Below are 20,406 nucleotides of genomic sequence, written 5' to 3'. Positions count from 1 at the left end.
GGGCATGGAGTAGCGATGCCAGCTCTTTACGTAATGATTCCAGCGGCGCTGCTGATCGTCGCCATCGCCATCTACATCTTCTTCTGGGCGGTTGACAGCGGCCAGTATGACGACCTCGACGGGCCGGCCCACAGCGTGTTGTTCGACGACCAGGACCCCAAGCACCTGGCCGCTGTCGACGAAGCCAGCAGCCATGCGCAACCACCGACCAAGCCTGACGAGCCGGCGCCGCCCCATGCTTGACCTCGCGCCGCTGCTGGTTTCTGCGCTGATCCTCGGCCTGCTGGGCGGCGGCCATTGCCTGGGCATGTGCGGCGGCCTGATGGGCGCGCTGACCCTGGCCATCCCCCCGGAGCAACGCAGCCGGCGCTTTCGCCTGCTGCTGGCGTACAACCTGGGACGCATCCTCAGCTATGCCTGCGCCGGCGTATTGATTGGCCTGGCCGGCTGGGCCGTGGCCAACAGCCCGGCGGCGATGTTCATGCGCATCCTCGCGGGCCTGCTGTTGATCAGCATGGGCCTGTACCTGGCCGGCTGGTGGAGCGGCCTGACCCGTATCGAAAGCCTCGGCCGCGGCCTGTGGCGCCATATCCAGCCGTTTGCCAGCCGTTTGCTGCCGGTGTCCAGCCTGCCCCGCGCCTTGCTGCTGGGCGCGCTGTGGGGTTGGTTGCCGTGCGGCCTGGTCTACAGCACCTTGTTGTGGGCGGCCAGCCAGGGCAATGCGATGGATAGCGGGTTGCTAATGCTGGCCTTCGGCCTTGGCACCTGGCCGGTCTTGCTCGCCACCGGTCTGGCGGCGGAGCGTGTCACCGCGCTGTTGCGCAAGCGCAGTGTGCGCGTGGCGGGCGGCCTGCTGGTGATGGTGTTCGGGATCTGGACCCTACCCGGCCCCCATCAGCACTGGCTGATGGGCCACTAAAAGGCCATGTGGCATAGCGCCGCTCCCCTTTGATACAAATCAAGATGACCGCCCGGCCATGCCCCTAGACTCGGCCCACTAGCCAATCCGGGGAACGCCCGCATGCTCGACGCCATTCGTTGGGATACTGATCTGATTCATCGCTACGACCTCGCGGGGCCGCGCTACACCTCCTACCCCACCGCCGTACAATTCACCAGCCAGGTCGGCACTTTCGACCTGCTGCACGCCCTGCGCGACAGCCGCAAGGCGGTGCGCCCGCTGTCGCTGTATGTGCACGTGCCGTTCTGCGCGAACATTTGCTACTACTGCGCCTGCAACAAAGTCATCACCAAGGACCGCGGTCGCGCCCAGGCCTACCTGCAACGCCTGGAACAAGAGATTCAACTGGTCGCCTGCCACCTGGACCCCAACCAACGGGTGCAGCAGCTGCATTTTGGCGGCGGCACACCGACCTTTCTCAGCCACGACGAATTGCGCCAACTGATGGCGCAACTGCGCCAGCACTTCAACCTGCTGGATGACGACTCCGGCGACTACGGCATCGAGATCGACCCCCGGGAAGCCGACTGGGCCACCATGGGCCTGCTGCGTGAACTGGGTTTCAACCGCGTGAGCATCGGCGTGCAGGACCTGGACCCCGAAGTGCAGCGGGCGGTCAATCGCCTGCAAAGCCTGGAAGAAACCCGCGCGGTGATCGACGCGGCGCGCACCCTGCAGTTTCGCTCGATCAATATCGACCTGATCTACGGCCTGCCCAAGCAGACCCCGGAGCATTTCGCCCGCACGGTGGCCGAGGTCATCAGCCTGCAACCCGACCGCCTGTCGGTGTTCAACTATGCCCACCTGCCGGAACGCTTCCTGCCCCAGCGGCGGATCAACGGCGAAGACCTGCCGGCCCCCTCCGTCAAATTGCAGATGCTGCAGGAAACCATCGAACAGTTGACGGCGGCTGGCTACAACTACATCGGCATGGACCACTTCGCCCTGCCCGATGACGAATTGGCCATTGCCCAGGAAGAGTCCACCCTGCAGCGCAACTTCCAGGGCTACACCACCCACGGTCACTGCGATTTGATCGGGCTCGGCGTTTCGGCCATCAGTCAGATTGGTGACCTGTACTGCCAGAACAGCAGCGACCTGAATCACTACCAGAACGCCCTGGCGGGGGCGCAACTGGCCACCAGTCGCGGCCTGCTCTGCACGGCGGACGATCGTTTGCGCCGGGCGGTGATTCAACAGCTTATCTGTCACTTCAGCCTGGACTTCGAAAGCATCGAGCAGGCCTTCACCGTGGATTTTCGCGGCTATTTCGCCGAGCTTTGGCCACAACTCCAAGCCATGGCCAGTGACGGCCTGATCGAACTCGACGCCGAAGGCATTCGGGTACTGCCGGCCGGACGCCTGCTGGTGCGCTCGGTGTGCATGGTGTTCGATGCCTATCTGGAGCAACAGAATAGGCAGCGATTTTCGCGGGTGATCTAAGCCGGGTTACTTGGCCATCAACGAGGCGGCCTTCACCGCGTCTTCGGCGCTCAGGTTCTTCATCGCTTCGCTCAACGACGCATAGGCGCCGGTCAGCGAGGCTTGCAAGCCGCCCAACGCCGATTGCACGCCGCTCAGTTTCGCCAGGACCTGCTCCGGGCTGAGGCGCTTGTCGGACATGATCGCCGACATCTCTGCCATCTTTTCCGCGATCTGCTGCTTCAACTGGCGAATCATTTTCAGCAGTTTCTGCACGTTCTCGTCCAGCCCGCTTTCTTCGATATCGTCGTTGGCGGTCTTCTCGGCGCTGGCAGCCTTCAACGACGCACCGGAAAAGGTCACGCTCACGCCTTCGGCAGGCTGGGTTTCACCCAGCGCCGTTGATTCGGTACCGGCGCCCACGGTGCTGGTTTTTTTCGGTTCAAGCAGCGTCGGCACAGTGGTGCGGGACGGGAGATTGCCGTCGATGGAAAGCATATCGTGAGCCTCCAAGCTCTTGGTCGTTAGCAGTTCATCGGCCGCGGGGTAAAATTCTTTATACCCCTGCCGGTTTTTTGTACAGGCTGGCCTGATAGTCCCTCAGTGCGGTACCCTTACGTCTTATGTGTGTTTTCCCACAAGGATTTAAGAAATGTCCGAGCCAGTTAAACTGCGCGCTCATAGCCAGGCTCACTGCAAGGATTGCAGCCTGGCGCCCCTCTGCTTGCCACTTTCGCTGAATCTGGAAGACATGGATGCGCTGGACGAAATCGTTAAACGTGGTCGCCCCCTGAAGAAAGGCGAGTTTCTGTTTCGCCAGGGTGACAAGTTCGATTCCGTCTATGCAGTACGCTCGGGCGCCTTGAAGACGTTCAGCCTGAGCGACAGCGGCGAAGAACAGATCACCGGCTTCCACCTGCCCAGCGAACTGGTGGGCCTGTCGGGCATGGACACCGAGATTCACCCGGTGTCGGCCCAGGCCCTGGAGACCACGTCGGTGTGCGAGATCCCGTTCGAACGCCTGGACGAACTGGCCCTGCAATTGCCGCAGTTGCGCCGCCAGTTGATGCGCGTGATGAGCCGGGAAATCCGCGATGACCAGCAAATGATGCTGCTGTTGTCGAAAAAAACCGCCGACGAACGGATTGCCACCTTCCTGGTCAACCTGTCGGCGCGTTTCCGCGCCCGGGGTTTCTCGGCCAATCAGTTCCGCCTGAGCATGTCGCGCAACGAAATCGGCAATTACCTGGGCCTGGCGGTGGAAACCGTATCCCGGGTATTCACGCGCTTCCAGCAGAACGAACTGATTGCCGCCGAGGGCAAGGAAGTACACATCCTCGACCCGATCCAGCTCTGCGCACTGGCCGGCGGTTCCCTCGACGGCTGACCGCCGGACCAGGGGCGCGACACTTGCGGCCAAGCCAACCGGCGAGGCCGCAGGTATACTGCGAAGTCTTTGCGCCCAGGACTCCCGACGATGGCTTTCGACTCCTTCGACATCAAATCCCTGATTCGCCCCGTCATCGACTTCCCCAAGCCTGGGGTGATCTTTCGTGATATCACGCCGCTGTTCCAGTCGCCCAAGGCCATGCGCCTGGTGGCCGATACCTTTATCCATCGCTACGTCGAAGCCGAGTTCAGCCATATCGGCGCGATGGATGCCCGCGGCTTTCTGATCGGTTCGGTGATTGCCTATCAGTTGAACAAGCCGCTGATCCTGTTCCGCAAGCAGGGCAAGCTGCCGGCGGACGTACTGTCCGAGGGCTATCAGACCGAATATGGCGAAGCGTTCCTCGAAGTACACGCCGACAGCCTGTGCGAAGGGGATTCGGTATTGATGTTCGATGACCTGATCGCCACGGGTGGCACCTTGATTGCTGCGGCTAATCTGGCGCGGCGCATGGGAGCACGGATTTTCGAGGCCGCGGCGATTATTGATCTGCCGGAGCTGGGGGGCTCGCAGCGTTTGGAGGATATGGGGATTGCGACCTTCTGTTTGACGCAGTTTGGCTTGACTGAGCGGTAATTTGCGCTGGTCTTGCGGGCCTCATCGCGGGCAAGCCCGCTCCCACCTTTGAATGGGTTCACAAATCAAAATGTGGGAGCGGGCTTGCCCGCGATGAGGCCAGTGATAACACCCTCACTCACAACCCCATCTGCTTACTGATGATTTCATTCATCACCTCCCGCGTCCCGCCACCAATCGACAAAATCCGGTTATCCCGGTACAGCCGCTCCACCAGGCTGCCGCGCATATAACCCAGGCCTCCCAGGATCTGCACCGCGTCATACGTCACCCGGTCGGCGGTGTCGGTGGCCAGGTTCTTGGCCATGGAAATCTCCTTGATCACACTCTTGCCCGCCGCCATCTTCGCGGCCTGGCGGTAGGTGAACTCGCGGGAAACCTCGACCGCCGTGGCCATCTCCGCCAGGCGGTGCTTGAGCACCTGGAACTTGCCAATCGGCTTGCCAAAGGCCTCGCGCTGCGCAGCCCACTTCAGGCTCTCTTCCAGGGCCATCTGCGCCGTCATGTTGGCCATCAATGCCAGGGCCAGGCGTTCGCTCTGGAAATTGCCCATGATGCAGGCAAACCCCATGTTTTCGCTGCCGATCAGGTTGCCTGCGGGCACCTGGCAATTGTCGAAGAACAACTCGGCAGTGTCCGACGCCCACCAACCCATTTTCTTCAGCGGTTGGCCGACGGTGAAGCCAGGCGTGCCCTTCTCGATCAGCAACAGGCTGATGCCGGCAAAGCCCGGCCGGCCGGTACGTACGGCGACGGTGTAGTAGTCGGCGCGCACGCCACTGGTAATAAAGGTTTTGCTGCCACTGACCCGATAGCAATCGCCGTCGCGCACGGCACGGGTTTGCAGGCTGGCCACGTCGGAGCCACCACCGGGCTCGGTGACGGCCAGGGCCATGATCTTCTCGCCAGACAAGACCTGCGGGGCCACGCGCTCGCGGATTTCGGGGCGGGCCCATTTGACGATGGGCGGCAGGCCGATATCCAACGAGCCCAGCCCCGCCACCACGCCGCCGGAGCCACAGCGCATCAGCTCTTCGCTGGCGGCCACCTTGGCGAACAGATCGCCTTCATGACTGCCGCCGAGGGCTTCGGGGTAACCGATCCCGAGAATCCCCGCCGCACCGGCCTTGAGGTACAGCTCGCGAGGGAAGTGTTCGGCCTCCTCCCACTGCTCGATGCCCGGCACAATCTCGCGCTCGACAAAACGGCGCACGCTGTCGCGGACCAATTGGTGACTGGGGTCGAAATATTCCTGGTAGGCAGACATCGGCAAGCTCCATGCAGAGATGGAGCGAACTTACCAAGCGCTTGCTTGGTTATCAAGCCGAACGCAAATGCAATGTGCATGCTTGTGCAGGAGCTGGCTTGCCTGCGATGGTCTCGCCTCGGTCCCCCTGATACACCGCAGTGCCTGCATCGCAGGCAAGCCAGCTCCCACACAAGCCAGCGTGCCCCAGGGAGTTTGGCTTACAGCGCGATAGGTTTACGCCCGGCAAACGAGTGCGCCAGGGTGCCGCCGTCCACCAACTCCAGCTCACCACCCAACGGCACGCCGTGGGCGATGCGCGAGGTGATCAGGCCTTTGTTGGTCAGCAGTTGCGCGATGTAATGCGCCGTGGCTTCCCCTTCCACCGTAGGGTTGGTGGCCAGGATCACTTCGGTAAAGGTGCCCTGCTCTTCGATGCGCGCCACCAATTGCGGGATACCAATGGCTTCAGGTCCCAGGCCGTCAAGCGGCGACAGGTGGCCCTTGAGCACGAAGTAGCGCCCGCGGTAGCCGGTCTGCTCCACCGCATACACGTCCATCGGCCCTTCGACCACGCACAGCAGGGTGTCGTCGCGACGGGGGTCGGCGCATTGCGGGCAAAGTTCTTCTTCGGTAAGGGTGCGGCACTGACGGCAATGGCCCACGCCTTCCATGGCCTGGCTCAAGGCCTGGGCCAGCCGCGAGCCACCGCTGCGGTCACGCTCCAGCAGTTGCAGCGCCATACGCTGGGCGGTTTTCTGGCCCACGCCCGGCAAGGTGCGCAGGGCGTCGATCAGTTGACGAATCAGAGGGCTGAAGCTCATGGGGCAAAGGTCCGACAAAACAACGAGACGCGGTTTATACCCGCGCCTCGGATAAGCGTCAAATACGCACGACCAACTTGCCGAAATTGCGCCCTTCCAACAGGCCGATAAAGGCCTCGGGCGCCTGCTCAAGGCCCTCGACCACGTCTTCGCGAAACTTGACCTTGCCGTCCCGCACCCACGGCGCCATGGCGCTGATGAATTCCGGGTGGCGGTCGCCATAGTCGTCGAACACGATAAAGCCCTGGATGCGCACGCGCTTGGTCAGCAAGGTGCGTTGCAGCGCCGGCAGGCGATCGGGACCGGCGGGCGCTTCATGGGCGTTGTAGCCGGCAATCAGGCCACACAGGGGGATCCGCGCCTTGGGATTGAGCAGGGGCAGCACGGCGTCGAAGACCTTGCCGCCGACGTTTTCATAATAGATGTCCACCCCGTTAACACAGGCGTTGGCCAGTTCATCGGCAAAGTCCGCGCTCTTGTGGTCGATGCACGCGTCAAACCCCAGCTCCTCCACCACATAACGGCACTTGTCCGCACCGCCGGCCACGCCGACCACCCGCAGGCCCTTGAGCTTGGCCACCTGGCCAACCACCGAGCCCACTGCACCGGAGGCCGCCGCCACCACCAGGGTTTCCCCGGCCTGGGGTTGGCCGATATCCATCAGGCCCATGTAGGCCGTCATGCCGGGCATGCCCAGCACACCCAGGGCCATGGACGGGCTTGGCAAGCCGTTGGGCACCGGTATCAAATTGCGGCCGTCACTGATGCTATGGCTTTGCCAGCCGGTGGCGCCGACCACCAGGTCACCCACCTCGAACTTGGGGTTACGCGACTGTTCGATGCGGCTGACAGCGCCACCAGTCATCACCTCGCCGATTTCTACCGGGGCTGCGTAGGACGGCGCGTCACTCATGCGTCCACGCATGTAGGGGTCCAGGGACAGGAACAGGGTCTTGAGCAGGACCTGGCCGTCTGCCAGGTCGGGCAGCGCCACGCGCTCCAGGCGGAAGTTTTCCGGCACGGGCGCACCCTGCGGGCGGGATACCAGGACGATGCGCTGGTTAAGGGTCATGGCTTGGGTCATCAGCGAGGCTCCTTTATATCGGTGATTGAATTCAGCGGTATAGGGTGCAGACAGCTGTTGCAGGGCTGACGTTCGATTGTGCCCGACACAAACAAAAATGCCAGGCGCGATGCCTGGCATTTTCAGTCTTGCGCTGGCCGGTCAGAACGGCAGCTTCATGCCCGGCGGCAGTTGCATGCCCGCGGTCACGCCGGACATTTTGTCCTGGCTGTTGGCTTCGATCTTGCGCACGGCGTCGTTGACGGCCGCGGCGAACAGGGCTTCGAGCATTTCCAGGTCGTCTTCGCCAACGCCCGGCAATACGCTTGGGTCAATGCTCACGCGCTTGATGTCGTGACGACCGGTCATCACCACGCTGACCATATCGCCACCGGCTTTACCGGTGACTTCGGCGTTGGCCAGTTCTTCCTGCATCTTGGCCATCTTTTCCTGCATCTGCTGCGCCTGCTTCATCAGGCCGGCCATGCCACCTTTCATCATGGGAATCACCTCAAAAGTACGTGGATCAATACGGCGCCGAGCCTCGGGGCACGGCGCCTGCAATTATCAGCCCGCTGCAGCCTGGGCTTCGACAGGTTCAATAGTATCGTGTCGCACCACCGCGCCAAACTGCTCCATCATCTGCTGGATCAGCGGGTCGGCCTGGATCGACTCCTCGGCCTCGCGCTGGCGGTTGAGCCGGCGACGGGTGGCGGCCTGGGCCGGGGTTTCCTGCTCGGGCTTGATCAGCTCGATGGTCACCGTCAGGGTGCGTTCGTGGAACTGGTTCAGGGCATCGTTGAGCCGGCGCTGCTGGGTCGCGTTGAACAGGGCGCTGTGGGCCGGGTCCAGGTGCAACAGCCAGTGATCGCCATCGACAGCGATCAGCGTGCAGTTGGCGGCGATGCTGCCGGTCATGCCGGAAATCGGCAATTTCGGGAACAGCTCCAGCCATTGCAGGGCCAGGCCGGTGGCCGGCATGGCGGCAGGTTCCGCCTCGGGCTCGGGCGCAGGCTCGGCGGTGTGCTCGCTGGCCAGGTCGTCCAGGTAGCTGTAGGCCGAATCCATGTCCGGCTCGATGTAATCTTCGTCCAGCGGCGGTTCGTCATCCAGGTCGATGCCTGGGGTAGCGGCGTCCACTTCGGCAATAGTCGGCTCGGGCACGGGTGCCGAGACCCATTCCGGCGCGTCGGGTACCACGCTGTCGGGGGTTGGCGTCGGCATCGGCGTCAGTTCAGGCTGCTCGCCGGTGGTTTCGAGGACAGGCTCGACGGCAGGAGCCAGCTCGACCACGGCCTCTGCCGGCTCATTCCAGGGCAGATCGACTACCGGCGCGGGCTCGGGCTCGACCATCGGCTGCGGCGCCACTACAGGCGCCACAGGCTCCACCGCGACCATGGCTGGAGCAGCGGCCACAGGTTGCGGCGCGCTTACTGGCGCAACGACCGCCGCGCCAGCCACTGGTTTGGCGGAATCAACTGTGGCCTGGCTGATCCCCACTGGCTTTAGTGGCTGTCTCGGCGCGTCGGCGGTATCCGCGGGGCGAAACGCCAGCATGCGCAGCATGACCATTTCGAAACCGCCGCGCGGGTCTGGTGCCAACGGCAGGTCGCGGCGCCCGATCAGGCCCATCTGGTAGTAGAACTGCACATCTTCGGCCGGCAGCGCCTGGGCCAGTGCCAATACGCGGTCGCGGTCGCCGTGGCCGTTGTCGACCCCCTCAGGCAGGGCCTGGGCGATAGCGACGCGGTGCAGCACATTGAGAATTTCCGAGAGCACGCCATTCCAGTCCGGCCCCTGCTCCGACAGATGGCGCACGGCTTCGAGCAGCGCCTTGGCGTCGCCTTCGATCAGCGCATGCAGCACGTCGAACACTTGGCCGTGATCGAGGGTGCCGAGCATGGCGCGCACGTCGGCGGCCATTACCTTGCCTTCACCGAAGGCAATCGCCTGGTCGGTCAGGCTCATGGCATCGCGCATCGAGCCATCGGCGGCGCGGCCCAGCAGCCACAGCGCATCGTCTTCGAACGGCACGTTCTCCACACCCAATACGTGGGTCAAATGCTCGACCACCCGCTCAGGGGTCATGTTCTTCAGGGAGAACTGCAGGCACCGCGACAAAATCGTTGCAGGAAGTTTCTGCGGATCGGTGGTGGCCAGGATGAACTTAACGTAGGGCGGCGGCTCCTCCAGGGTCTTCAACAGCGCGTTGAAGGAATGGCTGGAGAGCATGTGCACTTCGTCGATCAGGTAGACCTTGAAGCGCCCGCGGCTGGGGGCGTACTGCACGTTGTCCAGCAGTTCGCGGGTGTCCTCGACCTTGGTGCGGCTCGCGGCGTCGATTTCGATCAGGTCGACAAAGCGCCCTTCGTCGATCTCCCGGCACACCGAGCAGGTGCCGCAGGGCGTCGAGGTGATGCCGGTCTCACAGTTCAGGCACTTGGCAATGATCCGCGCAATGGTGGTCTTGCCCACCCCGCGCGTGCCGGTGAACAGGTAGGCGTGGTGCAGCCGTTGGCTGTCCAAGGCATTGATCAGAGCCTTGAGCACATGGGTCTGGCCGACCATTTCGCGGAACGAGCGCGGACGCCATTTACGTGCAAGAACCTGATAACTCATCGAAAACCGTCGCAACTGGGAAGCGGAAGCCGGTAATGCTAGCGGAGCAGGGGGGAAATTGCATCCGGCACGCTCGCCTAATCTGACTAAGCTGGTAGTGGCACGCCCTGCAAAGGGCTGATCCCGGAGAGTTTATGCGCGTAGTCCTGGGCGCTTTATGGATGATCACCACACTGAGCCTGGCGGCGCCCGCCCCGTTGCGCTTCGCCATTTCCGACAGCTGGGCCATGCCCATGGTGCAGATCGAGGGGGCCCAGCCGACCCAGGGCATTTTGTATGACTTGATGCTCAGCCTGGCAACCCAGGTCGGCCACCCGGCGCAGTTCCAGGTACTGGCCCGGGCCCGTATCGCTCCAGCCATGGAGCACGGCGAGATTGATGTGCGCTGCTACGTCGCACAAGCGTGGCTGAATAATCTGTCCGGGGACTACATATGGAGCATTCCGTTATGGGTGCAGCGCAATGTCCTGGCCAGCGCCCATGTGCCGCCGCTGTCGGTGAATGTGGCGCAGCTGGCGGCACAGAATATCGGCACGGTGCTCAACTACAGCTACCCGACCCTCGAACCGCTGTTTGCCAAGGGCCAGCTCAAGCGCGACGACGCCCGCAGCGAAGAGCAAGTGCTGCAAAAGCTGGTGGCGGGACGCTTCAAGTACGCGGTCACCAACGAATGGACCCTGGAACGCTTCAATCAGCAGTTACCGGCAGGTCGCAAGCTGCACGTGGTGGCCGTGATTGAAGAGCAGAGCCTGGGCTGCTACGTGCGCAACGACCCAGCCCTACCCGTGCAGCGGATTTTGCGCACACTGCTGCGTATGAAAATGTCCGGGGAGATTGACGCAATCATCCTGCTCTATACCGGCGACGCTGGGCGCCTGCCTCAATCCCCGCCAGCGCCATAGTTGAGCAGATCAAACCCCGCCGCCCAGGCCGGCACCTCGGCTGCCGGCATCGGTTGGGCGAAGTAATAGCCCTGCGCCACTTCACAGCCCATGCGCAGCAGCAACTGGCCATGCTCGAGGGTTTCCAGGCCCTCGGCGATCACTTCGCGACCAAATGCCCGGGCCAGGCCGATCACCGCCTGGGTCAGCGCGAGGTCATCCTTGTCGTGCAGGATGTCGCGCACAAACGACTTGTCGATCTTGATGGTCTGGGTGGGCAGGCGCTTGAGGTAGCTGAGGGACGAATAGCCCGTGCCGAAATCGTCCAGGGAAAACCGCACTCCCAGCGCCTGGCATGCCGCCAGGTGCTCGGTGACGCGCTGGATATGATCGATGGCTACCGATTCGGCGATCTCCAGGTCGAGCATGTGCGGCGCAACGTCAGGATGCTGGGCCAGCAGCTGTTGCAAGCGCTCGACAAAGTCCGCGCGCTGGAAGTGTCGCGCCGCGATATTCACGCTGACCGGCCAGCAATGCCCGGCGTCTTGCCACTGGCGTATCTGCGCCAGCACCTGGTCCATCACCCACTCGCCGACATCGACGATCAGGTCGGTCTGCTCGATCAACGACAGGAAATCCTTGGGCGACACCAGCCCGCGAATCGGGTGCTGCCAGCGCAGCAATGCCTCAAAACCCACGACCTGGCCGTGGCGCAGGTTGATCTTGGGATGGAAGTGCAGGCACAACTCCCCCGCTGCCAGGGCCTGGCGAATCTGCTGCACGGTCTGGTGGGTGGCCTTGACCTCCTGCTCCAGGGACACATCAAACAGCTGGTAGCGGTTACGGCCACTTTGCTTGGCCACGTACATCGCCTGGTCGGCATGGCGCAGCAGGGTGTCGGCATCCTCGTCATCCAACGGGAACAGCGTGACGCCAATGCTGGCAAACACGTTGATCTGCGCGCCGAGGATCGAGTACGGCTCGGAAATGGCCGTGAGGATGCGCCGCAAAGCGCGGTTCAACTCCTCGGCATCGCGCACGTAGCGCAGGATCAGCACAAACTCGTCACCGGCAAGCCTTGCGACCACGTCTTCGCCACGGATGATGTCGCGCAGGCGGCTGGCGACCTCCACCAGCAACAGGTCGCCAGAGGCATGGCCGTAGCCGTCGTTGACCGCCTTGAAGCCGTCCAGGTCGAGCATGCACACCGCCAGGGGGATGTGCTCGCTGCGGGAAAACTCCAAGGATTGCACGAGCAGTTCAGACAGATAGGCACGGTTGGGCAGCCCGGTCAGCACATCATGGCCGACCCGCCATTGCAGGGTCTGCAACAACTGGCGCTTTTCGCTGACATCAAAACGAATCGACACGTACTTCTGCACCTTGCCGGTCCGCTCATCGACCAGCGGCACCATGGTGCTGTCGACCCAGTACAGCGAGCCGTCCTTGGCACGGTTACAGATTTCCCCGCGCCAGACCTTACCCTCGGTGATGGTGCGCCACATCCCCTGGAAAAACCCGGCAGGATGCAACCCGGAACTGAGGATCCGGTGGTTGCGCCCCAGCAACTCGTCGCGGCTGTAGCCGGACATGCCGCAGAATTGGTCGTTTACATAGGTGATGCGGCCGGTGAGGTCTGTCTCGGAGAAAATGGCGGCGGCATCCACGGCCCTGCGGTATTTCTCATCCATGAATGAGGCTCTAGGTGGCTAGCGGTTGAACCGCTCGACCAGGGCACGCAACCCGGAAGAGATGCTTTCAAGTTCCCGGCCCCGGGTGACTGCAGCGTTGGCATTGCCCGCTGTCTTTTGTACCGTGGCCGCGACGTTATTGATCTGTTGTGAAACATCCTCTGCGACGTGGGATTGTTCCTGCGAGGCAGCAGCCATTTGCTGACTCATGCCGGTAATGCGCTCCACTGCCTGGCGAATGCCCAGCAGTGCCTGTTGCGCCTGCAATACCTGCTGCACGCCCTGCTCGGCTTCATGGATACCGGTGCTGGCAATTTCCACTGCTTCATCGGCGCCCGCGCGTAGATTCTGGATGATGCCCTGGATCTGCTCGGTCGACTCCCGGGTCTTGCCCGCCAGCGCCCGCACTTCATCGGCCACCACCGCAAAACCACGGCCCTGTTCACCAGCCCGCGCCGCCTCGATGGCAGCATTCAGGGCCAACAGGTTGGTCTGGTCGGCAATCGCCTGGATCATGCTCGCCGCCACGCGGATTTCCTGGGTCTGGCCGGCCAGGTGGCCCACCGCCTGGTTGATCTGGGTAACGGTGGCCGCTAGCAGTTGGATCGCGTCGCGTGTGGTTCCGACCACCTGGCTGCCATGCCCGGCCAGGTCGTTGGCGGTGCGGGCTTCGCTGGCAGTCTGCTGTACATGTGTCGCCACTTCGGCGATGGAGGCGGCCATTTCGGTCATGGCTGCGGCGGTCATATCGGTTTCGGCGCGCTGTTCCAGCAGTGCCGACTCGGTATTGCCCGACAACACGCTGGAATCGGTAGCCGCCTCGGCCATCTGTGTGGCCAGGTCGCTGAGCCGCGTGAGGGCGGTTTTCAAGCGCGCCTCTTCGCTGATCAGGATCATCTCCAATTGCGCGGCCGGACCTAGCGCATCGCTGTAGGTCATGGCGCTGATCGGGTCGGAAAAGGTGTTGGGAGTGTGCTCGACAATCTGCTTGAGCTGCTGCCCCAGACGCAGGTGCGCCCAGGCGCCCAGACCGAGAAACAGCAGCGCAGTCGTTGCCTGAGCCCAGCCGCTGGGCAGCCATTGCACCGCGCCGCCAGCCGCCACCGCCGCCAGGGCGGGCACGGCCAGGGCATTGCCGAACTGGCCCAGGCGTTGCAGCGGCGAAACCGCCGAACGCCCGGCACGCAAGCGCGCGTAGAGCGCTTCGGCACGCCGCACCTGTTCGCGCGTCGGCTTGACCCGCACCGACTCATAGCCCACCAACCGGCCGTCTTCGAGGATGGGGGTCACATAGGCGCTGACCCAATAAAAGCTGCCATTCTTGCAGCGATTCTTGACCACGCCCATCCAGCTCTGGCCGGCCTTGAGGTAGCGCCACATCAGTTCGAAGACCGCCGGCGGCATATCCGGGTGGCGTACCAGGTTGTGGGTACTGCCGATCAGCTCGGCTTGGGTGAAGCCGCTCATGGCAGCAAACTCGGCGTTGCAGTAGGTAATGTGGCTATTGATGTCCGTCGCGGAAATGAGCCGTTGCTGCTCCCCGAAAGTCTGTTCAACTGTGGTGACCGGCAAATTGACGCGCACTTTAAAGCTCCATGGACAGCATTCGATCTACCGGCCCGGGATCGGGTAGATCCGGCAGGTAGAGGGGTATTTCCAGACGGGTAAACCGTCAATCGGCTGGCTGGCCCCATTCGGCGGCCAAACCACGTTTTGCCCAGCACCTGAGCTTCGGTTTGACGAAGATCAACTAGGCTTTAATTCGAGCGTCTGGTGTGAAAGGCGGGGGCTGCGGGGGCGCGCAAGAGCGAGCCTGGCGCTGCGGCCAAGCAACTGTTTTGCAACTACCTTTATGAAAGAGAGGAGAAAGCAATGATTTCCCGTTTCATAAAGGTGCCCTGTGAAACGACACCGCCAAATACTTGTCCTAAACGCCGATTCTACGAATTACATCACATTTTGCAAGAAAAGGTGATGGTGCGTGCCGTTGTCTAATGCCAATATTTATCGTTAAGTTCTTGATTCTAAATGGGAATTGAGCGATGCAAATTTCAAGTTTGGGTCCAGCCATCAGACGTTATCGAAAGGTAGCGGGGCTTACTCAGGCTGAACTAGGTGAGAAAACCGGTTTTGACCCTAAAACCATCAGCCGCTTCGAAACCGGCACCTATACACCCAGCGTTGACGCTCTCTTCTTGTTTGCAGAGGCTCTGGGAGTGAAGCTGAAAGTCTTTTTTGCCGATCTGGGCGATGAGGACGAACAGCGCGCTTATCTGTTCGGTGTCATTCATAAAGCCACCCCGAAGGATCTGGGAAAGCTGATAGCGGCGGTAGACCAGGCCTTGTCCAAGCCTTAGAGCTCGTACGACATAAAAAAGAGCAGGTCGCTGATGCTGCCTGCTCTTTGCTCTTTGCCTACTGACATGATCCGACCGGACAGCGCCTCTCCTGGCAGGCGCTGGGCCACGCCTTTTGCCAATATGCTCGCGCAGCCCAAGCGGACTCGGCATCCTTTCGCGCAATTACTTCAAAATGCAAGGGACTACCATGAGCTACCTCCGCCTGCTGGCGGTGGCTGGCACATAGAACCTGCCTGCAAGATCGGCATCTTCCTGCTGGCGGCGAAGAAGCTTCTTCAACCGCAATAAAGGCCGATAGCCAGACACGAAAACGCCGCGAAAAAACGCGGTGTACAGACGGCTTCGACCGCTGCGCAATAACGCACGGCAAAGTGATAATTTTTGATCAGAGGGAGAGTTGTTACGAAGGGAGCGTTATGGAGGCAACCCCACCAGCCACACCCCGGCACACAATGTTCCCGCTGTGGCTGCTGCCTTCCGGCTCTGACCAGGTTCACGGGTAATCGTTGCGGGGGGACCGATGGGGTCACCATAACGACGCTGGCCTCTCGGCAAGCCGCGCCATTGTACCGATCTCATCGGAAGTTACAACCGTTGGTGCAGGATTAAAAAGCCAAGGGGCTCAAGTACTTGCCATAGCCCTGAAGAACACCCTCTATGTGGTGTGGGAGCGGGCTTGCCCGCGATGGCGGTGGTCACGTCATCGCGGGCAAGCCCGCGTCCACATTGGATCATTGGGCTTTCAACACCTCATCCGCCCGGCCGCCCTCCCCCTGGATCACCAGGTGGATGAAATGCAGCTTGGCAATCACCGCCGGTGGCAGCACGAAGGGATAGAAATCCGGTTGCCCCATGCTGCGGGACAGTTCGTTGAGCATGCCGGCCAGTTCGATCCAGGCGTTGACGAACGACAGGAACGCCGCCCCGCCAGGGTGTTGCGGATCGTAGAGCGTGGCGAGGGGAAACGGCTGGTAGTCCAGGTCCATCTCCCGCGCGCTCATACCAAAGCCCAGGGCGGTATCGACCGCGTCCATCATGTGCAGGTAGTGGGCCCAGGTTTCCGCCCAGTCTTCCCAAGGGTGCATGGTGGCGTAGGCGCTGACGCAGGTTTGCTGCCAGTCCGGGCGCGGGCCATTCTGGTAGTGCTGCTCGAGAGCATCGGCATAGCTGGCGCGCTCATCACCAAACACCTGGCGGAACGGCTCCAGCCAGTGGCTGCCGGCAACCAGGCGATCCCAATAGTAGTGACCGACTTCATGCCGGAAATGACCGAGCAAGGTGCGGTACGGCTCACGCATCTGCACGCGAATTTTCTCACGGTGTTCGTCGTCGGCTTCCTTGATATCCAAGGTGATCAAGCCGTTGGCATGCCCGGTAGTGGGGGCCTTGCCTTGCAGGTCGATACCGACGAAGTCAAAGGCCAGGCCATTGGCTTCATCGACGGACTTGGGGACCACCTGCAACCCCAGGCTGATCAGTTGCGCCACCAGACGGCGCTTGGCGGTTTCGACTTTGCGCCAGCGCTCGGGGTTTTCTGCAATCGACAGGTCGGGGATGGTGCGATTAAGGCTACACGCCACGCACAGCGGTGCGGTGCTGTAGGCCGGGATCAGCCAGTTGCAGGCAGCAGGCGTGTCGAGATTGGCGCAGCGGCGCCAGGCGCCCGCGTCAAGATTATCGTCCTGCAGCCAGGTATTGACGACCGGCCCAGGTTGCAGGGACGACAGCCGGCTTTGCTCGGGCAGATAGCCCAGCAGCGCCGAACAGGACAGGCATTGGCTGTTGCGAAAGAACAGGGATTGCCCGCAACGGCACTGCCACACCTTGCTATTGCGCGAAGTCCCGGCCATGAACGGTGCGGCGATGCGCGAACTGAGCTGTTCGAAGAAGCGGTACATGGCGATCTCTCCAGGGGCGTGCCCAAGACTAGATCATTTACCACGCAAGATCGTTCCCACACTCTGCGTGGGAACGATCGTCATCATCAGATGGAGATGTTGTGGCGGGTCAGAAAGGCAACAAAAGCCTCTTCATCCATGACTTTCAACCCCAGCTCACTGGCCTTGGCCAACTTCGACCCGGCGCCTGGCCCCGCGACCACGCAATAGGTTTTCGCCGACACCGAACCGGCGACCTTGGCGCCCAGGCTTTCGAGTTTTTCCTTGGCCACGTCGCGGCTCATCAACTCCAGCGAGCCGGTCAGTACCCAGGTATGGCCCGCCTCGGGCAAGCCCTCGAGGACTTTCTTCTCGCTCTGCCAGTGCATGCCAAAGTCCTTGAGCTGCTGCTCGATGGCTTGCGCACGCTGGGCATTGTCCGGATTATCAAAAAACTCGCGCACGGCCTTGGCCTGTTTCTCTGGGAGTGCCTGGCGCATATCCAGCCAATCGGCCTGGATAACGCCCTCCAGGGAGCCGAACTTGTCCGCCAGCTTCTGCGCAGCCCCCGGCCCCACGGAAGGCACGTGCAGCTTGTCGAGAAAGCCGCCCAGGGTGGTGCTGGCCGCGAACTCGGCGCTCAGTTCGCCCTGGTCCTGCAATTGCAGGCCGCACTCATCCGGCGACAGTAACGCGCCAATCACCTGCTGGTTATGGCTGTCTTCAAAGAAGCTGTGGATCTCGTGCGCCACCTCCAGGCCAACATCCGGCAAGTACGTCAACACTTCCGGCAAGGCTTGCTGCACGCGCTCCAGGGACGCCAGGGAGCGCGCCAGCACCTTGGCGGTTTCCTCGCCGACATCGGGAATGCCCAGGGCGTAGATAAACCGTGCCAGGGTTGGGGTCTTGCTGTTTTCGATGGCAGCGATCAGTTTCTTGCTGGAAACATCAGCGAAGCCTTCCAGGTCGATGATCTGTTCGTACTTGAGCTTGTACAGGTCAGCCGGCGAACCGATGAGCTTTTCATCGACCAGTTGCTCGATGGTCTTGTCGCCCAGGCCGTCGATATCCATGGCCCGTCGCGAGACAAAATGGATAATCGCCTGCTTGAGCTGCGCACCACAGGCCAGCCGCCCGACACAGCGATACACCGCGCCTTCGCTGACGGTTTCCTTGCCCTTGCTGCGCTTGACCAACTGCGTGCGTTCCACATGGGAGCCACACACCGGGCAGGTTTGCGGGATCTGTACGGCGCGGGCATTTTCCGGGCGGCGCTCGGCAACCACCGACACGACCTGTGGGATTACGTCACCGGCACGGCGGATAATCACGGTGTCACCGATCATCAAGCCCAGGCGCGCCACTTCGTCCATATTGTGCAACGTCGCATTGGACACAGTGACGCCCGCCACCTTGACTGGCTTCAAGCGTGCTACCGGGGTCACGGCGCCGGTGCGGCCGACTTGGAACTCAACGTCCAGCAATTCGGTGAGTTCTTCCAGCGCCGGAAACTTATGAGCGATGGCCCAGCGCGGCTCGCGGGCGCGAAAGCCCAGTTCACGCTGGTAGGCAATGCTGTTGACCTTGAACACCACCCCGTCGATTTCATAGGGCAGGCTGCTACGCCGCTCACCGATGTCGCGGTAGTACGCCAGGCAATCCTCAATACCCTTGGCCAGCTTCAACTCATGGCTGATGGGCATGCCCCATTTCTGCAACTGCTGCAGGTTGCCGATATGAGTGTCGCTGATATCCGTGGTCACGCCGTAGCAGCAAAACTCCAGGGGGCGACTGGCGGTGATCTTCGAATCGAGTTGGCGCAGGCTGCCGGCGGCGGCGTTGCGCGGGTTGGCGAAGGTCTTGCCGCCGACTTCCAGTTGCGAGGCGTTCAAACGCTCGAAACCGGCCTTGGACATGAACACTTCGCCACGCACTTCCAGGGTCGCCGGCCAGCCTGTGCCGTGCAGTTTCAACGGGATATTGCGCACGGTGCGCACATTGACGCTGATGTCTTCGCCCGTGGTGCCGTCGCCACGGGTCGCGCCGCGTACCAACTCGCCATCCTGGTACAGCAGGCTGACCGCCAGGCCATCGAGCTTGGGTTCGCAGCTGTATTCCACCGCCGCGCCACCGCCAAACAGATCGCCCACCGGCAGGTCGAGGCCCTCGGTGACCCGACGATCAAATTCCAGCATGGTGGTTTCATCAAACGCGTTGCCCAGGCTGAGCATGGGGATCTCATGGCGCACCTGGGTAAACGCCGACAACGCCGCACTACCCACCCGTTGCGTTGGTGAATCACGGGTCACCAGGTCGGGGTGCTCGGACTCCAGGGCCTTGAGCTCATGGAACAACCGGTCGTACTCGGCGTCCGGGATGCTCGGCTCGTCGAGTACGTGATAACGGTAGTTGTGCTGATCCAGTTCAGCGCGCAGTTCGAGGATGCGGGTGTGGGCGGCGGTCATGGGTGTTCTCTCATAAAGCAAAAGAGCAGCCGAAGCTGCTCAATATGTTAGTGCGCTTAATTCTACTGACAACGCTGAAGACCAATCCTCAGCGTTTCTGTGTCAGGGCGCGACGCTCGAACTCGACGATGCGCTGACGGTAGTGTTCGATGGTCTGGGCGGTCAGTACGCTGCGCTGGTCGTCCTTGAGCTCACCGTTAAGTTCCTGGGACAGCTTGCGGGCGGCGGCCACCATGACGTCGAACGCCTGTTTCGGGTGGCGCGGGCCTGGCAGGCCGAGGAAGAAGCTCACCGCCGGGGTGCTGAACAGGTCGATATCGTCCAAATCGAAGGTGCCCGGCTTGACCGCGTTGGCCATGGAGAACAGCACTTCACCATTGCCCGCCATGCTTTCGTGACGGTGGAAAATATCCATCTCGCCAAAACGCAGGCCGCTTTCCAGGATGTTCTGCAACAGCGCCGGGCCCTTGAAGCCGGCCGCGTCGCGGCAGATCACGCTGATCACCAGCACTTCTTCAGCCGCCGGCTGATCCTTGGAGGACTCACGCGGTGCGCTCTTGGCCGGGGTTTCATCCGGAAAATCACCGTCACGGCTGCTGAAGCTCGGGCCTTCGTCGACGTCGAGGTTCAGGTCGCCCTGATGCGGCTCGGCCACGACAGCACTGCCACGCTTGCCGCGCTTGGACGACGGCTCGCGGGACTCGCGCACCGGCGCGCTCATCGACGGCAGGTCGTGTTCGTCCAGTTGCGGCTCTTTATGGGTATCCAGGACACGGGGAGGCCCCAGCAGCTCGGCGGCGCCATCGTCGTCGGGCAGATTGGACAGGTTTCGGTCCAGGCGGAATTTCAGCTTGCCCTTGCCGCCGCGCATACGGCGCCAGCCATCAAAAAGAATACCGGCTATTACAATAATGCCGATGACGATCAGCCACTCGCGCAGACCGATTTCCATGTAATCCCTTGCCTCTATA

The 20,406-nt window shown here is 62.0% G+C and carries 18 protein-coding genes and 1 other RNA gene; 7 read left to right on the top strand and 12 right to left on the bottom strand.

Translation table 11 applies throughout. The features are described 5' to 3' along the window. Positions 1 to 15 precede the first annotated feature (15 nt). The 3 genes from ccoS to hemN all read left to right on the top strand — a co-directional run bounded on the left by ccoS (position 16) and on the right by hemN (position 2,404). Positions 16 to 243, top strand: coding sequence for a cbb3-type cytochrome oxidase assembly protein CcoS (gene ccoS / locus HBO19_RS14540; RefSeq protein ID WP_169954209.1), 228 nt, complete (start codon positions 16 to 18; stop codon positions 241 to 243). Next, positions 236 to 919, top strand: coding sequence for a sulfite exporter TauE/SafE family protein (locus HBO19_RS14535; protein WP_170043328.1), 684 nt, complete (start codon positions 236 to 238; stop codon positions 917 to 919). The genes ccoS and HBO19_RS14535 overlap by 8 nt, the downstream gene beginning before the upstream one ends. Before the next feature lie 102 nt (positions 920 to 1,021). After that, a complete protein-coding gene (gene hemN, locus HBO19_RS14530; protein ID WP_170057742.1) occupies positions 1,022 to 2,404 on the top strand; it encodes an oxygen-independent coproporphyrinogen III oxidase in 1,383 nt (460 codons plus the stop codon). A gap of 6 nt (positions 2,405 to 2,410) precedes the next feature. Here the strand turns inward: hemN and HBO19_RS14525 are convergent, their stop codons facing one another. Continuing rightward, positions 2,411 to 2,881 (bottom strand): hypothetical protein, encoded by a 471-nt coding sequence (locus tag HBO19_RS14525; protein ID WP_057960322.1) that lies wholly within the window; start codon positions 2,879 to 2,881, stop codon positions 2,411 to 2,413. 154 nt (positions 2,882 to 3,035) lie between these two features. Between HBO19_RS14525 and fnr the strand changes: the two genes are divergently transcribed. Both fnr and HBO19_RS14515 read left to right on the top strand, forming a co-directional pair. Then, complete coding sequence (gene fnr / locus HBO19_RS14520) at positions 3,036 to 3,770, top strand: fumarate/nitrate reduction transcriptional regulator Fnr (protein WP_032863348.1); 735 nt, start codon at positions 3,036 to 3,038, stop codon at positions 3,768 to 3,770. A gap of 90 nt (positions 3,771 to 3,860) precedes the next feature. Next, a complete protein-coding gene (locus HBO19_RS14515) occupies positions 3,861 to 4,409 on the top strand; it encodes an adenine phosphoribosyltransferase (RefSeq protein ID WP_169954212.1) in 549 nt (182 codons plus the stop codon). Positions 4,410 to 4,527: 118 nt separating this feature from the next. Here HBO19_RS14515 and HBO19_RS14510 read toward each other — a convergent pair whose 3' ends face one another. The 5 genes from HBO19_RS14510 to dnaX all read right to left on the bottom strand — a co-directional run bounded on the left by HBO19_RS14510 (position 4,528) and on the right by dnaX (position 10,161). Beyond that, positions 4,528 to 5,676 (bottom strand): acyl-CoA dehydrogenase family protein, encoded by a 1,149-nt coding sequence (locus tag HBO19_RS14510; RefSeq protein ID WP_170057741.1) that lies wholly within the window; start codon positions 5,674 to 5,676, stop codon positions 4,528 to 4,530. Positions 5,677 to 5,876: 200 nt separating this feature from the next. Next, positions 5,877 to 6,479 carry a recombination mediator RecR gene (recR, locus tag HBO19_RS14505; RefSeq protein ID WP_070994718.1) on the bottom strand — a complete coding sequence of 201 codons (603 nt, stop codon included), beginning with the start codon at positions 6,477 to 6,479 and terminating at the stop codon, positions 5,877 to 5,879. Positions 6,480 to 6,537: 58 nt separating this feature from the next. Next, the gene (locus tag HBO19_RS14500) at positions 6,538 to 7,563 is read right to left on the bottom strand and encodes an NADP-dependent oxidoreductase (protein WP_170057740.1); all 1,026 of its coding nucleotides are present in this window, start codon (positions 7,561 to 7,563) and stop codon (positions 6,538 to 6,540) included. A 141-nt stretch (positions 7,564 to 7,704) separates the two neighbouring features. Then, positions 7,705 to 8,043: a YbaB/EbfC family nucleoid-associated protein gene (locus tag HBO19_RS14495; RefSeq protein WP_003193199.1), complete on the bottom strand. Its 339-nt coding sequence runs from the start codon at positions 8,041 to 8,043 to the stop codon at positions 7,705 to 7,707. 66 nt (positions 8,044 to 8,109) lie between these two features. Then, positions 8,110 to 10,161, bottom strand: coding sequence for a DNA polymerase III subunit gamma/tau (gene dnaX / locus HBO19_RS14490; RefSeq protein ID WP_169954298.1), 2,052 nt, complete (start codon positions 10,159 to 10,161; stop codon positions 8,110 to 8,112). Positions 10,162 to 10,295: 134 nt separating this feature from the next. Between dnaX and HBO19_RS14485 the strand changes: the two genes are divergently transcribed. Then, entirely contained in the window at positions 10,296 to 11,063 is a 768-nt protein-coding gene (locus HBO19_RS14485) for a transporter substrate-binding domain-containing protein (RefSeq protein ID WP_170043324.1), read from the top strand. Here the strand turns inward: HBO19_RS14485 and HBO19_RS14480 are convergent. Both HBO19_RS14480 and HBO19_RS14475 read right to left on the bottom strand, forming a co-directional pair. Next, entirely contained in the window at positions 11,042 to 12,733 is a 1,692-nt protein-coding gene (locus HBO19_RS14480) for an EAL domain-containing protein (RefSeq protein ID WP_170043323.1), read from the bottom strand. The genes HBO19_RS14485 and HBO19_RS14480 overlap by 22 nt on opposite strands. 18 nt (positions 12,734 to 12,751) lie before the next feature. Next, a complete protein-coding gene (locus tag HBO19_RS14475; protein WP_170057739.1) occupies positions 12,752 to 14,317 on the bottom strand; it encodes a PAS domain-containing methyl-accepting chemotaxis protein in 1,566 nt (521 codons plus the stop codon). 458 nt (positions 14,318 to 14,775) lie between these two features. Here HBO19_RS14475 and HBO19_RS14470 point away from each other — a divergent pair, with 458 nt between their 5' ends. Next, entirely contained in the window at positions 14,776 to 15,090 is a 315-nt protein-coding gene (locus HBO19_RS14470; protein WP_032863355.1) for a helix-turn-helix transcriptional regulator, read from the top strand. 429 nt (positions 15,091 to 15,519) lie between these two features. Here the strand turns inward: HBO19_RS14470 and ffs are convergent. The 4 genes from ffs to zipA all read right to left on the bottom strand — a co-directional run bounded on the left by ffs (position 15,520) and on the right by zipA (position 20,387). Further along, positions 15,520 to 15,616: signal recognition particle sRNA small type (ffs, locus tag HBO19_RS14465), an RNA gene on the bottom strand. Between the two features lie 208 nt (positions 15,617 to 15,824). Beyond that, the gene (locus HBO19_RS14460) at positions 15,825 to 16,991 is read right to left on the bottom strand and encodes a putative zinc-binding metallopeptidase (protein ID WP_170057738.1); all 1,167 of its coding nucleotides are present in this window, start codon (positions 16,989 to 16,991) and stop codon (positions 15,825 to 15,827) included. 86 nt (positions 16,992 to 17,077) lie between these two features. Continuing rightward, the gene (gene ligA, locus HBO19_RS14455; protein ID WP_170057737.1) at positions 17,078 to 19,435 is read right to left on the bottom strand and encodes an NAD-dependent DNA ligase LigA; all 2,358 of its coding nucleotides are present in this window, start codon (positions 19,433 to 19,435) and stop codon (positions 17,078 to 17,080) included. An 88-nt stretch (positions 19,436 to 19,523) separates the two neighbouring features. Beyond that, positions 19,524 to 20,387, bottom strand: a complete 864-nt coding sequence (zipA, locus tag HBO19_RS14450) for a cell division protein ZipA (RefSeq protein WP_170057736.1) — start codon at positions 20,385 to 20,387, stop codon at positions 19,524 to 19,526. Between the last annotated feature and the right edge of the window lie 19 nt (positions 20,388 to 20,406).

Origin of the sequence: Pseudomonas sp. WS 5021 (assembly GCF_012985535.1) — a bacterium.
Classification (GTDB): domain Bacteria; phylum Pseudomonadota; class Gammaproteobacteria; order Pseudomonadales; family Pseudomonadaceae; genus Aquipseudomonas.
The sequence above is the reverse complement of the archived record's forward strand: the minus strand, read 5'-3'. Positions and strand labels throughout refer to the sequence as shown.

Excerpts from the sequence above, each read along its gene's own strand:
- HBO19_RS14535 (WP_170043328.1), top strand. The coding sequence starts at position 236 with ATGCTTGACCTCGCGCCGCTGCTGGTTTCTGCGCTGATCCTCGGCCTG.
- HBO19_RS14470 (WP_032863355.1), top strand. The coding sequence starts at position 14,776 with ATGCAAATTTCAAGTTTGGGTCCAGCCATCAGACGTTATCGAAAGGTA.
- HBO19_RS14510 (WP_170057741.1), bottom strand. The coding sequence starts at position 5,676 with ATGTCTGCCTACCAGGAATATTTCGACCCCAGTCACCAATTGGTCCGC.
- zipA (WP_170057736.1), bottom strand. The coding sequence starts at position 20,387 with ATGGAAATCGGTCTGCGCGAGTGGCTGATCGTCATCGGCATTATTGTA.
- hemN (WP_170057742.1), top strand. The coding sequence starts at position 1,022 with ATGCTCGACGCCATTCGTTGGGATACTGATCTGATTCATCGCTACGAC.
- HBO19_RS14480 (WP_170043323.1), bottom strand. The coding sequence starts at position 12,733 with ATGGATGAGAAATACCGCAGGGCCGTGGATGCCGCCGCCATTTTCTCC.
- ligA (WP_170057737.1), bottom strand. The coding sequence starts at position 19,435 with ATGACCGCCGCCCACACCCGCATCCTCGAACTGCGCGCTGAACTGGAT.
- HBO19_RS14525 (WP_057960322.1), bottom strand. The coding sequence starts at position 2,881 with ATGCTTTCCATCGACGGCAATCTCCCGTCCCGCACCACTGTGCCGACG.
- dnaX (WP_169954298.1), bottom strand. The coding sequence starts at position 10,161 with ATGAGTTATCAGGTTCTTGCACGTAAATGGCGTCCGCGCTCGTTCCGC.
- recR (WP_070994718.1), bottom strand. The coding sequence starts at position 6,479 with ATGAGCTTCAGCCCTCTGATTCGTCAACTGATCGACGCCCTGCGCACC.
- ccoS (WP_169954209.1), top strand. The coding sequence starts at position 16 with ATGCCAGCTCTTTACGTAATGATTCCAGCGGCGCTGCTGATCGTCGCC.
- fnr (WP_032863348.1), top strand. The coding sequence starts at position 3,036 with ATGTCCGAGCCAGTTAAACTGCGCGCTCATAGCCAGGCTCACTGCAAG.
- HBO19_RS14485 (WP_170043324.1), top strand. The coding sequence starts at position 10,296 with ATGCGCGTAGTCCTGGGCGCTTTATGGATGATCACCACACTGAGCCTG.
- HBO19_RS14515 (WP_169954212.1), top strand. The coding sequence starts at position 3,861 with ATGGCTTTCGACTCCTTCGACATCAAATCCCTGATTCGCCCCGTCATC.
- HBO19_RS14495 (WP_003193199.1), bottom strand. The coding sequence starts at position 8,043 with ATGATGAAAGGTGGCATGGCCGGCCTGATGAAGCAGGCGCAGCAGATG.
- HBO19_RS14500 (WP_170057740.1), bottom strand. The coding sequence starts at position 7,563 with ATGACCCAAGCCATGACCCTTAACCAGCGCATCGTCCTGGTATCCCGC.
- HBO19_RS14460 (WP_170057738.1), bottom strand. The coding sequence starts at position 16,991 with ATGTACCGCTTCTTCGAACAGCTCAGTTCGCGCATCGCCGCACCGTTC.